The sequence below is a fragment of the Phaeovulum molybdatiresistens genome (assembly GCF_023544865.1).
In the GTDB taxonomy this organism is placed as follows: Bacteria; Pseudomonadota; Alphaproteobacteria; order Rhodobacterales; family Rhodobacteraceae; genus Pontitalea.
Genome location: NZ_JAMJFX010000001.1, coordinates 456,303 through 466,757, shown reverse-complemented (window position 1 = coordinate 466,757; position 10,455 = coordinate 456,303). Strand labels below are relative to the sequence as shown.

Here is a 10,455-nt window from a genome sequence, read left to right as displayed (position 1 = left end):
TGATGATGTCGGCGCAGAAAAAATGGCGAAAACTCGACGGCCAAAACCGTCCGCCCGAGATCATCCAAGGGATTGAGCTCCGCGACGGTCTCCGTCACCTTCAAGCCGCCGCCTGATCAAGCGTCACCAACTTCTGCGCATAACTCACTGCCCTCTCTCCAGGAGCACTTCTGGATTGGCATCTCCATCCATCGCATCGTCGCCATGCGACATACCGGGCATATGCTGCCCATGCTGCGCCTCGCCATGTTGCCAACTCATATTTTGAGCCAGAGCGCGGCCTGGTGCGGCAAGAATGGCGAGGAGAAACAAGAATCGGGTCATGCGCCATCAAGTCGTGGGGTTTCTCCCCCTTGTTGCAGGTGTGTCCGCCCGCCCATGTTATCGCTATTATGCGTGAGTTGTTTTCGATGCTTTTTTGGGGTGCGCGCGGTTCGACCGCCGCGCGGCGATCCGCGACAAACTACCCGGCGGCCTCTAGGCCGGCGGCGAACACGCACCACCTTCCCTGACCGCTAGGTGTTTCGTGTTGTGCTGCGGCGGAACCGGGATAAGGTCGTCAGGCCATCTTACAAGATGAAGGGCGTTCCATGCTTCGACGTGTCAGGAATTTCGCGGCCTCGGCCCTGTGTGTCGCGCTGCTGGCCGGGGCCGCACAGGCGCGTGGCGCCTGCGCGGTGGTGGATTTCCTCACGCTCGACCTGACGGGTGCTGCGGATCGTGATCCGGTCGAGGCGGCCCTGGCGTTTGCCTATCCGTCCCTGACGATCGTCGATGGCGCCGTGCAGTTTGACAATGGAACCCGCCTGCCGATCGGACCGGATCGTGACCTGCCTGCGCCAGACAGGTTGGACGACCCCACCCTGCGCGAGCAGTTTTCCCAGACCTATCCCCTGGCCTTCGACCTGAGCCTGCGCGAAACGCCCTGGATGGACCCCGGGCGCGCGCGCAATGATGCCTTTTTCCGGAACCTGTATTTCGCAACGAAAGAGGCCGCAGCCCGGACCTTGGTGCGGGTAGGCTATCAGCGGGGCGCCACCCGCGCGGCCTTCAAGGTGACGACCCGGAATTGTGTCGCGGACCAGCTGCAGGCGGCCCTCGATGAAATCCGTGCATCAGGCGCCCCGATGGATGTGTATTTCGAAAAGACCGGCGGCAGCTTCAACTGGCGCCCGATTGCCGGAACCGATCGGCTGAGCGCGCACAGCTTTGGCATCGCCGTCGATCTGAATACCGAGCTTGGCGGCTATTGGCGCTGGAGCGGCCGCCCCGAGGGCAATGCCGGCGCCTATGCCAACCGCTACCCCCCCGAGATCGTCCAGACCATGGAACGTTTCGGTTTCATCTGGGGCGGAAAGTGGCACCATTTCGATGGGATGCATTTCGAATATCGGCCCGAATTGATCCTGTTCAGCCGCCTGGCGCATTAGATCCCGCGCCCAGGGGCCACGCGGTTATCGCCGTGCGGGGTGGGATTATGTCTTGTCCGACACGCCCATATGGGCCACGCTCAAGGACGCGGCTGGACCGCAACGATGGATGGGGCAAGAATGAGGGCGCGGGTGATGCGAAACCAGATCGGAACGGCGGTCCTGGTTCTGGCGGCGGGCGGTCCCGCCCAGGCAGATGCGCAAACGGTGCTGAACCTGAAACACAAGGAACATATCTGCTCGTTCGCGCCGGATGAGGTTCTGGACGAAACCCTCTATTCCTTTGCCAGCAGCGATGAGGCCCGCGCCCTGGTCGCGGACATCATGTCCACCGTCGGGCTGGTCCCGCGCTTCACCGTATTTGCGGCCAATGTGCCCAATGCCGCCGCCGTGATTGAGGGCGAGGAGCGGCTGATCGTCTACAGCGAGAGCTGGATCCAGAATACCATCGCCAACAACCGCTGGGCCGCAGTCAGCCTGATGGCGCATGAGATTGCCCATCACCTGAATGGTCACACGCTGGAAGCCGGCGGCAGCCGCCCGCCGACCGAGCTTGAGGCAGACAGTTTCGCGGGCTTTGCCGTCGGTCGGCTGGGCGGCAACTTGCAGGATGCGCAGTGGCTTTTCAACCAGTTGTCCGAAACCGGCAGCGACACGCACCCACCGCGCTCGGCCCGGCTTGAGGCGGTGGCGGTCGGCTGGCGTGAAGGATCGGCGGGCCGGACGGCACCGGGGTCGGCGCCAGAACCGCCTGTGGTGATGCGGGAAAGCGCGGATTTCATCCTGCCGCAGTCCACGACGCGCCTTCTGACGGCACAGGATCTTGCCCCCCTGTCGTTGGCCGACCTGCGCCTGGCGCGCAACGAAATCTTTGCCCGCAACGGGCGCAGCTTTCAAAGCCCGGACCTGCAGGCCTATTTCGCATCGCGCAGCTGGTATCGCCCCATCGCCGCCGAAGTGTCACTGACCGCGATCGAACGTGAAAATGTGGCGCGCATTCAGGCCGAAGAACGCCATCGCTGATCCGGCACCGATGCGCCGCAGGCGCATTGGCGCGGCGCGTCACATGCGCTCAATGGGCAAGGTGCTGACAAAGCGCCCATCTTCCATCCAGATCGCCTCGACGCAGGAAAGATGTCCGGGCAGGTCGCAATAACTGCCGTGCCGCAGCAGCAAAAGAACCTGCCCACCGAAGGCCGGGACCAGACGCCATTGCCTGGCGGACCAGACGGCAAGGCCCGCAGCATCAACGGCGTAGAAATCGTGCCCTCCCGTGTGCGAAAACAGCCCCGGCGCGGCGGTGCAATCAACGGATGCCGTGTCGAAATAGGCGACAGGCCCAAAGCCAAGATCCATATCCGGCGCCGGCCCGTCCTTGTGGATCAACTGCCCGCCAACCGCGGCACAGCGTTCTTCCATATCCCGGTTCAGGGCGGCGAAATCCCCCCCATCCGCGGCAGCGGCTGCCGGATGGCATAGCCAGGCCGCGATGGCGGCGATGATGACGCCCCTTACGGGTCGGGAAACACAGGCATCTGTCCTCATGCGGCCTCGCTTGCCACGCCAGCCGCTGCGCCCCGACGGGGCGGGCTGGCCTCGGCTTTCGTTCACGGTTGATAGGCGATGCCCTGGGCCACCCAAACCGGCCCGACGCGGTCCACGACCAAGGGCAGATAGGCGATGGCGTCGCCAAGATACACGGAATATCCCTGAATATTGCCTTCCTCGGGCAGGATGCTGCAAGCGATCATTCCGCTTTCCCTGCCGATCGGTCCCGGATCCACCGCAAGAACCCCGGCCAGAAAATCGTTGAAAGGCGCACTGCCCCAAAGGTTTTCCAACTCCTCCCGGGTTTCAACGCCGAAGGGTGCCACTTCGGGCAGGAAATAGACCGAGAAGAACGGCACTTGAAACCGCGCCAGGACGTCGTCCTTGTCATTTGCACGGATCGCGGCCTGCCAATCCGCGAACCAGTCCCGAAACCCGTCCTCCGGGCCGCACAAACGCGCCGGATCGCTGCTTTCCAGCATGACCACGAAGGATTGGCTGAAGCTGTCCCCTTCGACCGATTGAAGGCTGTATTCAAACCGGCCCTGAGGATCTTTCCAGATGGCCCGGAACGGATCATGCGGGGACAGGGTGACCGCATCGGCGGGGCCGTGACGCGCTGTCATGTCGGCGTAAAGGGCGTCTTTCTGTTCTTCATAGCTCATCACTTCCGACATTTGCAGCGACACGATGACATGGGTCAGTCGATTGTCCGGGCCGGCGATCCAGGTCAACTGGTTCGGCATGGACCCGACCGTCGGACCTGTCGGCAGGTCAATCGCGGCGTCCAACCCATCGGCCAGCTGTCCAAGGCGGAGACCATGCAGTTCCGGCGCATTGCCGGCGAATGCCGGGCCTACACCCGCCCAGCCCGCAATCGCAACCGAAATTGCCAAGGTCAGGGCCACCGGTGGCGTTGTCTTCATGATCTTCCTCCCGATTCGACCTGAAAAATATGATGAAATATTGTTCGCACCTTTTCACGGCTCTGATGTGACCGCCCCCCGACGGCATCGATGTGCGTCTGAACCTGCACTAGACCTACGCCCTACCGATGATCGAGGTGGTTCACTTGGCCAAAGTCAACGGCCACACACAAAAGCGCAGCCAGCAGGCCCAATTTTTCTCCGCAGTTGACAGCGGCACGATAAAGACTGTCCATTGTCAAGCGGTTCTGGTGACAAACCTCTCAGAGATCGAGCCTCGCACGCAGCATATTCACCTTGCGGTACTCTTCACGACCGGTGACCTCTTCCCCGATTCAGTCCGGCAGAGGCAGCACGAAATCCTCTGACGGCAATTCAACCTCGGCAATTACATCACCCGCCAATACACCGGAATAGACATCCACCTCCCAAGTCAGCGCTTCGGCAGGGACAACGTAGTGGCTTTTCTGCAGCACGTGGCCCTCACAGTGATGGGCCAGCAGGTTTTGGCCCTCTTGCATCGAGATCGCGAAATCGAACTCGTCGCGTGACAGCCCAGACCGGCGTCCCTTGAACGTCAGCATCGCGCACACGCACGCGCAGTTTGCGACCGTCTGCCGCCATCGATAGACCATCGCAAATTGACATTGCCCCTGTGCAATGCGCGCGCCACGCATCGGACACCACCAGGAACTTGCGTTCAAGCCACAACGCCCGCGCGACATCCGTGCCTTCATCGAGTGGCTTCAGTCGTCCAGCTTCAGCGGCAAAAGCTCGTATCATGGCATGTCTCCCGGTTTTTGAGGGGAGTGCCGTGAAGGCGCATCATATCATCGCGTTGGCGCTGATTACTTCAAATCATTGCAAATATCCAAGAGATTGCCGAGCCAGGAATACGACAATCGAATCGTATCTCGTCCATTGCTGCTTGAGCCGATGTTCGGGATGACTCAGCCGGTCGGGGGCCGGGCGCCTGCACTTGCAGGGTGCAACGGAAGCCCGCCGGCGTCTGTGACCCTACTGGAACCCGATGTCTGCGGCTGCGTACCAGTGATATCGGCCTGCCCGCGGCATGCCGGCACCGGTTCTCAGGTTCGATCTTCGGTGATCCTCAAGGCGCGATCTTCGAATAGGAGAACACGGGCGGACACGATGGTCACGAGACCGCTCGACATCAGCTTGCCGAGAATGGGGAGGAAGGCCGTGATCTTCTCCTCGCGGTCGACGATTTCGATGACGAGCGGCAAGAGCAGCGGCGACGCCGCCGAGGCTAAGCAGAACCGAAAGAAGCACGTTGCCGAGGGCGCGGAGCATCTGACCGTCCCTGGCAAGCGCGAGAGACTGCAGCCCGCAGGAAGAGACTGTGGTGTAGGACCCGAGCAGGCAGGTTACGAGGAATGGCCAGGCTTCGGGTCGATCCAGAAACACCAGGCTCTCAGTCAGAATGGAAATCGCGCCGATTCAGAAAGCTCCGTTGACGTTGACGGCCATCGTTCCCCAGGGAAACGTCTCTCCCATCCCGCGTGCGACGAGACCGGAGACGAGGAAGCGCGCGAGCCTGCCGATCGCACTGCCCACCGCCACCTGCAACATCGGGAAGCGATGTCGGTCATTGTTCCGCAGCTCCTCGGGTCATGATCTGTCCGCAGACGAAGGCATCCGGCGCTCGTTCGCCATCCCGGTGCTGTGATGGCACGTCGACGATCAAACTCGCGGTAGAGACATGCCAGTCATTGGTGCCGAGGACTGTCGCCCCGCGGTGCGGGCCGGCCGACGGCTGAAGGAATCGCGCGCGCGACCGCCCCCATGACCACCGCCATCGCTGCCCGGCGCTGGTCGTGTCGCGAATGCTGTGGAAATTCCCTGGCGGTGCGCTCCGGGCATCTGAAGGCTCGTTTTTTCAGGCAGCGAGGTCAAGTGGTATCGGTTCGATGGGCTGAGACAGTGTTTCCCAGCCGTCGACTTTGCGCATCTGGATCTGACCGGAGGCGAGTAGCGCCCAGAGCAACATCGGCACGGTCTCGGCGCAGGGCAGCACGGTCTGGGTCTTGATGCGGCGGCGAAACTCCTCGTTCAGACGTTCGATGGCGTTGGTCGTGCGCGCGGACTTCCATTGCGACGGATCCAGGCGGATGAAGGCGAACAGCCGCGCCCCGGCTTCTTCAAGGCTGTCAGCAACTGCCCGACACTTCAGGCGCCACTTACGCAGGAAGGCCTTGCGCCTCTTCTCGATCTCGGCCGCGGTGTCGGCGTAGATCATGTCGCGGGAGTCCTTGGTCAACTCGTCCTGCATGTGCTTGGGCGCATGACTGAGAAGGTTGCGATGCTTGTGAACCGTGCAGCGCTGGATGGCCAATTCCTCGCCCCACAGCGCCACGGGAGCGGCTTCCAGCCCCGGAGCGCCGTCGACGATCACGAATTCGGGTCGCTTCAATCCACGTGCGTCCAGATCGTCGAGGAACTGACGCCAGGCGGCCCTGCTCTCCCCGCCCATGTTTCTGATGGAAAGCAGCACCTTCTGCCCGTCGCGGCGCACCCCGATGGCGGCCAGCACCGAGATGTTCGTGGCCTTGCGGTCCAGCCGGGTCTTGATCACGGTGCCGTCGAGGATCAGGCGAACGATGTCCTCATCGGCCAGACTGCGGGCACACCAGGCGTCCCAGTCCCCCTTCACCTTGCGCCAGGCGCGGCTGACCACGTCCTTGCTGACAGCTCCCTCAAACAGCCCGAACAGCGCCCGCTTGACGCGCCGGGTGTTGGTGCCGGCGAGATAGACCGCGGCGATCGGGGCCTCGGCCTTCTTCGTCAGGCGCTGATAACGGGGAAGCGCCTTCGAACGCCATTCTGTCACCTTGCCTGCGTCGTCCTCGATCCGGGCGCCCGGCACCCGCACCGTTTCCGTTCCGAAGGTGCCGGTGATCTGACGATCTCGGTGCCCGTGGCGATAGCCTTTCGCCGGGCCGTCGCCCCGATCGTAGCGGAGGCGACCAAGAAAGCTGGCAAGCTCTTCCTCGAAAACCGCTTCGATGGTTGCGCGGACGTTGGTCCGCAGCCGCCCCTCGATCGGGTCGAACCCGGCCTCCCCGGCCAGTAGCGCAAAGCTCGCAGTGTCGGTAATCGGGTTCATGGCGTGATCTCCCTGGCGGTTGCCGCCGCCGGTTGGGTGGATGGATGTTCACCCGGAGATCACGCCGCCTTCAAATTTCCACCACTTCCGAGACACGACCGGTTTCGTGGACAGCAGGCCAGACGATGTTCCGACGTTGACGGCCCGGGCTGTTCATGCGGTTAACGGTGGCAAGCCTTGGGCCGAACTAAAAGCGGAGCAGCAAAGAAAAAAGGAGAGCAGCGCGAAACGCCAGATCAACAATGCCGCAGTCTCGCGGATGACGGTCGCACGCTTGGCCGAGACCGATCCAGACGATGAAATCCGGAGTTGGCTCACGGCAATCTCGAATATGATGGCTGCGGTCGACCGCTAAGTGTTTCTCGCTCGTCATTCGTCATTCGTCATTCGTCATTGGTCAGCTCGTCAGCTCGTCAGCTCGTCAGCTCGACCGTCTGCTTCCTGCGCATTGCGGTGATGCCCGCGCGAGCCGCGAATGGCCGTTAACGCCGATTGCCGCGCACGCGATACCGCAGTCTCACAGGCCGCTTTCGCCCTTCGCGTCAATATTTGGTTCAGTGGTGCTTCCAAACGGGAACTGTAAGTGTTGTCCGAAACCTATTTTAACTTAGCATCGGTTCGGCCGAGGCCAATGCGAGCCTCCGCAACCAAAAAAACTCAAGTAAATACAACGACATAGCGTCCTTTGGGAGTTTTTTTGCATTTGGGTCAAGCGAGCCGGTGCTACGACGATGCTACAGCGCAGGGCAAAGAAGGACGGGGAGCACCAGGAACCCGGCCCCCTGGTCTGTGCAAACGACGCAACGGAATAACTGGGCGGCCAACGGAAGCTCGCTCTGAGCCTGCTGGGGCGCGGACTGAAGTCGTTTGGTGCGCACCTCACGGATGACCGGGATGCGCAGGTAGCGGCCTTACGTGCAGGCGCCGCCTAGGCTTCGGCCGGACGTAGGGGTCGGAGGGCCACAGCATGTTATTTGTCGAAAAATCAGGATCGCCTCAGGCGACCGTTATCCGGTCGTGCCGTGCAGCATTTGCCGCCCCGAGCGGATTGAGCCGTCTTCGATGTCCCGTTCGATCGCCGCGCACAGGCCAGGCAGGTCGCGTCTGCGCATGGCATCCAGCATTTCCTTGTGGCGGTCGATGACATAGGTCCGGTCGACATCCTCGATCACGCGGCGCTGGAACGGGCCCAGCTGCAGCCAGATGCTTTCGATCAACGGCATTACGGTCTGATGCGGGTTGAGACAGTAAAGCAGGCGGTGGAAATCGTGGTTCATCCGCGTTAGTGCGTCCAGATCGCGGTTTCGGACGGCACCATCCATCTGTGCGTCCAACCGTGCCATCGTGTCGATCGTGACATCGGACAGGTAGGCAAAGGCGCGCGTGGCGGCATGGGTTTCCAGCACAAGGCGCAGCTGTGCCAGTTCCTCAAACCGGCCCGGGGTCATTTCGGGCACACGCAACCGCCTGTTTTCAAGAACCTCAAGCGCATGTTCGCTTGACAGCCGGCGCACCGCTTCGCGGATGGGGGTGGGGCTTAGGCCAAGCTGTTCGGCAAGGCCGCGAAAGGTCAGCGCCGTGTTGGGCCGCAGCGCCCCCACCATGATCGCATTGCGCAGCCGGAAATAGGCATAGTCCTGGGTGGTCATGTCGACGCTGCGCGGGATGTCGGGGATCTGGGTCATGTTTGTGCGGGCCGGTCGGATCTGTTGACTTTGCGGCTAAAGTATATCACAAAATAAAAAATGCTATCACATTTTGGCGGCGCAGCAGAGCGCCCCGAATTGCAGTCAGGAGTCTCCGATGAACGCCACCGCACAGTCGCATCCCTATGCCGGCACCGGCGCGCATGTTGCCAGCTACTATGCGGCCTCGGCCAACCCGGCGCCTGACCGCCCGGCGCTGCAGGGCACGCATGAAACCGATATCTGCGTGGTGGGGGCCGGTTATTCGGGCCTGTCGACCGCGCTGCATTTGGCGGAAAAGGGGCATAAGGTTACCATCATCGAAGGCGCGCGCGTGGGCTGGGGCGCCTCGGGGCGCAATGGCGGGCAGATCGTGAACGGGCTGAACGCCAGCCTGCAGACCATCGGGCGCCGCTATGGCCAGGATACCGCGCGCTTTGTCGCGGGCCTTGTGCAAGAGGGCGGCGAGATCATCCGTGAACGGGTGCGCACCTATAATATCCAGTGTGACCTGAAGGATGGCAACGTCTTTGCCGCGCTGACGCAAAAGCAGATGCGCGATCTGGAAGAGCGCAAGGCGCTGTGGGAAAGCTATGGCCTGAAAAACCAGCGGATGCTGTCGCGCGATGAAATGCGCCAGCATGCCAATTCCGATCTTTACGTCGGCGGTATGCTGGATGTCAGCGGCGGGCACATGCATCCGCTGAACCTGGCGCTGGGTGAGGCTGCGGCCTTCGAAAGCCTTGGTGGCAAGATCTTTGAAATGTCGCCGGTGACCTCGGTCGATACCAATGCCGCGCGGCCCGTGGTGAATACGGCCCAGGGAAAGATCGTCTGCAAGACGCTTGTGCTGTGCGGCAATGCCTATCTGGGCCATGTCGTCCCTGCGCTGACCCCGCGGGTGATGCCGGTGTCCACGCAGATCATGGCAACGCGCCCGCTGGGCGCCGAGCGCGCGCGCGACCTGATGCCTGCGGGCACCTGTATCGAGGATGTGCGTTATATCCTGGATTACTATCGCATGTCGGCCGACCACCGGCTGCTGTTTGGGGGCGGTACTGTCTATGGCGGGGCCGACCCCAGGGATATCAAGGCCAAGCTGTGGAAGAACCTGAAGAAGGTCTTTCCGCAGTTGGTCGAGACGGAAATCGAATTCGCTTGGTCGGGCAATTTCGCGCTGTCCTTCAGCCGCGTGCCGCAGATGGGTCGGATCGGCGCCAACACCTATTTCGCCCATGGCTATTCCGGTCACGGCGTGACCGGATCGCATACCTTCGGCCGCATCCTGTCCGAGGCGATCAATGGCGATCTGTCCCGCTTTGACGTCTTCGCGGGGCTGCCTTGGATTCCCTTCCCCGGCGGGCGGATGTTGCGTGTGCCCTATTCGGTGATCGGGTCCTGGTGGTATGGCGCGCGCGACCGGCTGGGCATCTGATCCCGTCGCGCCGGTGACACCATATCTGCCGAAGCTTTCCCCGCACGGAACATAATCTGGCCCGAATTGCCCGCAAAGGTTGTCTTAACCAAAGGATGTCGCAACCGGCAAGACAGGGGGAAGGATGATGTTCATGCGCAGGTTACTGGCCCGTCTCGGCCTTGTGTCGGACCCCGCCACGGGCGACGTTCTGGCGACACGTCTGGCGGCTCTTGCGGGTGCGAAGTCGCACCGCGCGCCGCGGCAGGCGCAGCCCTCGCCTTTTCGCGCCCGGGCGCGCACCATGGCGGGCCGGACGCTGTAA

14 protein-coding genes and 1 pseudogene are annotated in these 10,455 nt (G+C 62.2%); 6 read left to right on the top strand and 9 right to left on the bottom strand.

What is annotated here, in order from left to right; genetic code table 11:
• Window positions 1-144: 144 nt before the first annotated feature.
• Complete coding sequence (locus MXB90_RS02345; RefSeq protein WP_250040507.1) at window positions 145-324, bottom strand: hypothetical protein; 180 nt, start codon at window positions 322-324, stop codon at window positions 145-147.
• A gap of 266 nt (window positions 325-590) precedes the next feature.
• On the opposite strand from MXB90_RS02345, the gene MXB90_RS02340 reads away from it, so the two are divergent.
• Entirely contained in the window at window positions 591-1,430 is an 840-nt protein-coding gene (locus MXB90_RS02340; RefSeq protein WP_250040504.1) for a M15 family metallopeptidase, read from the top strand.
• Window positions 1,431-1,565: 135 nt separating this feature from the next.
• Window positions 1,566-2,453 (top strand): YARHG domain-containing protein, encoded by an 888-nt coding sequence (locus MXB90_RS02335; protein ID WP_250040502.1) that lies wholly within the window; start codon window positions 1,566-1,568, stop codon window positions 2,451-2,453.
• 39 nt (window positions 2,454-2,492) lie between these two features.
• Here MXB90_RS02335 and MXB90_RS02330 read toward each other — a convergent pair whose 3' ends face one another.
• Complete coding sequence (locus MXB90_RS02330; protein ID WP_250040500.1) at window positions 2,493-2,816, bottom strand: hypothetical protein; 324 nt, start codon at window positions 2,814-2,816, stop codon at window positions 2,493-2,495.
• Between the two features lie 221 nt (window positions 2,817-3,037).
• Window positions 3,038-3,904, bottom strand: a complete 867-nt coding sequence (locus tag MXB90_RS02325; RefSeq protein WP_250040498.1) for a hypothetical protein — start codon at window positions 3,902-3,904, stop codon at window positions 3,038-3,040.
• A gap of 128 nt (window positions 3,905-4,032) precedes the next feature.
• Between MXB90_RS02325 and MXB90_RS02320 the strand changes: the two genes are divergently transcribed.
• The gene (locus MXB90_RS02320) at window positions 4,033-4,272 is read left to right on the top strand and encodes a hypothetical protein (protein ID WP_250040496.1); all 240 of its coding nucleotides are present in this window, start codon (window positions 4,033-4,035) and stop codon (window positions 4,270-4,272) included.
• Here the strand turns inward: MXB90_RS02320 and MXB90_RS02315 are convergent.
• The 5 genes and pseudogenes from MXB90_RS02315 to MXB90_RS02305 all read right to left on the bottom strand — a co-directional run bounded on the left by MXB90_RS02315 (window position 4,240) and on the right by MXB90_RS02305 (window position 7,031).
• A complete protein-coding gene (locus MXB90_RS02315; RefSeq protein ID WP_250040493.1) occupies window positions 4,240-4,641 on the bottom strand; it encodes a CYTH domain-containing protein in 402 nt (133 codons plus the stop codon). The genes MXB90_RS02320 and MXB90_RS02315 overlap by 33 nt on opposite strands.
• A gap of 351 nt (window positions 4,642-4,992) precedes the next feature.
• On the bottom strand, window positions 4,993-5,151 hold the full coding sequence (locus tag MXB90_RS02310) for a DUF190 domain-containing protein (RefSeq protein ID WP_250040491.1): 159 nt from the start codon (window positions 5,149-5,151) through the stop codon (window positions 4,993-4,995).
• 16 nt (window positions 5,152-5,167) lie between these two features.
• Window positions 5,168-5,332: pseudogene (locus MXB90_RS17780) on the bottom strand (CrcB family protein); the annotation flags it as partial.
• Window positions 5,333-5,365: 33 nt separating this feature from the next.
• Entirely contained in the window at window positions 5,366-5,497 is a 132-nt protein-coding gene (locus tag MXB90_RS17720; RefSeq protein WP_284040691.1) for a CrcB family protein, read from the bottom strand.
• Between the two features lie 307 nt (window positions 5,498-5,804).
• The gene (locus MXB90_RS02305) at window positions 5,805-7,031 is read right to left on the bottom strand and encodes an IS256 family transposase (protein WP_250040489.1); all 1,227 of its coding nucleotides are present in this window, start codon (window positions 7,029-7,031) and stop codon (window positions 5,805-5,807) included.
• Window positions 7,032-7,071: 40 nt separating this feature from the next.
• Between MXB90_RS02305 and MXB90_RS02300 the strand changes: the two genes are divergently transcribed.
• Window positions 7,072-7,386: a hypothetical protein gene (locus tag MXB90_RS02300; RefSeq protein WP_250040487.1), complete on the top strand. Its 315-nt coding sequence runs from the start codon at window positions 7,072-7,074 to the stop codon at window positions 7,384-7,386.
• A 652-nt stretch (window positions 7,387-8,038) separates the two neighbouring features.
• On the opposite strand, the gene MXB90_RS02295 is transcribed toward MXB90_RS02300, so the two are convergent.
• A complete protein-coding gene (locus MXB90_RS02295) occupies window positions 8,039-8,716 on the bottom strand; it encodes a GntR family transcriptional regulator (protein WP_250040485.1) in 678 nt (225 codons plus the stop codon).
• A 118-nt stretch (window positions 8,717-8,834) separates the two neighbouring features.
• Here MXB90_RS02295 and MXB90_RS02290 point away from each other — a divergent pair, with 118 nt between their 5' ends.
• Window positions 8,835-10,151, top strand: a complete 1,317-nt coding sequence (locus MXB90_RS02290; protein WP_250040483.1) for an NAD(P)/FAD-dependent oxidoreductase — start codon at window positions 8,835-8,837, stop codon at window positions 10,149-10,151.
• A 133-nt stretch (window positions 10,152-10,284) separates the two neighbouring features.
• On the top strand, window positions 10,285-10,455 hold the full coding sequence (locus MXB90_RS02285; RefSeq protein WP_250040480.1) for a hypothetical protein: 171 nt from the start codon (window positions 10,285-10,287) through the stop codon (window positions 10,453-10,455).